General features: G+C 62.0%; 1 protein-coding gene. It reads left to right on the top strand.

Features of this window, described 5'->3' with window-relative positions; all coding sequences use genetic code 11:
* Positions 1-865 (top strand): Ig-like domain-containing protein (locus HBO05_RS29025; RefSeq protein WP_222932578.1); only part of this gene is annotated, 865 nt, incomplete at both ends.

The raw sequence follows: 865 nt of genomic DNA, 5'->3' as shown, positions 1-865 counted from the left end.
TTGGACGGCCTGAAAAACCTCACTGTGGGCGGCATTAGCGTCGTCACCAACGGCGTCGCGGCGACGTTCCCGCAGTCGGAACCCACCGGTTTCGGCAACACCCTGATCATCACCGGCTACAACGCCAGCACTGGGGTGATCAGCTACAGCTACACCCTCAACGGCACTGACAGCCACCCAACCGGCGCGGGCATCAATAGCATCAGCGAGTCGTTTGCGGTGGTTGCCACTGACAGTAACAACAGCAGCGCCAATGGTTCACTGGACGTCAATGTGGTCGACGACGTACCCAAAGCCGTCGACGACAACCCCGCAGGTATCGCCTCCGAGAGCCTGCTGACCCTGAGCGGCAGCGTGCTGGGCAATGACGTGCAAGGCGCCGACCGCATCGCCACCGGCCCGGTTACGCCCAACACCATCGTCGGTACCTACGGCACCCTGCAACTGTTCGCCGATGGCAGCTACACCTACACCCTCGACAAGACTGACCCGCAGTTCATGGCCCTGAATGGCGGTGGCAGTGGCACTGAAACCTTCACCTACCAACTGAACGACAGCGACGGTGATACCAGCACCGCGAACCTGGTGCTGCAAGTGCATAACAACGACGACCCGGTGGTGCTGACGGGACTCGACGTCACCGGCGGCGAAGTCACGGTCTACGAGAAAAACCTGCCGCTGGGCAGTGCTATCGACGGGCCTGCGTTGACCCAATCCGGCACCTTCACCGTGACGGCATTGGACGGCCTGAAAAACCTCACTGTGGGCGGCATTAGCGTCGTCACCAACGGCGTCGCCGCGACGTTCCCGCAGTCGGAACCCACCGGCTTCGGCAACACCCTGATCATCACCGGCTACAACGCCA

The sequence above is a fragment of the Pseudomonas sp. WS 5079 genome, assembly GCF_012985465.1.
Taxonomy (GTDB): domain Bacteria; phylum Pseudomonadota; class Gammaproteobacteria; order Pseudomonadales; family Pseudomonadaceae; genus Aquipseudomonas.
This window is presented reverse-complemented; position numbering and strand designations above follow the sequence as displayed.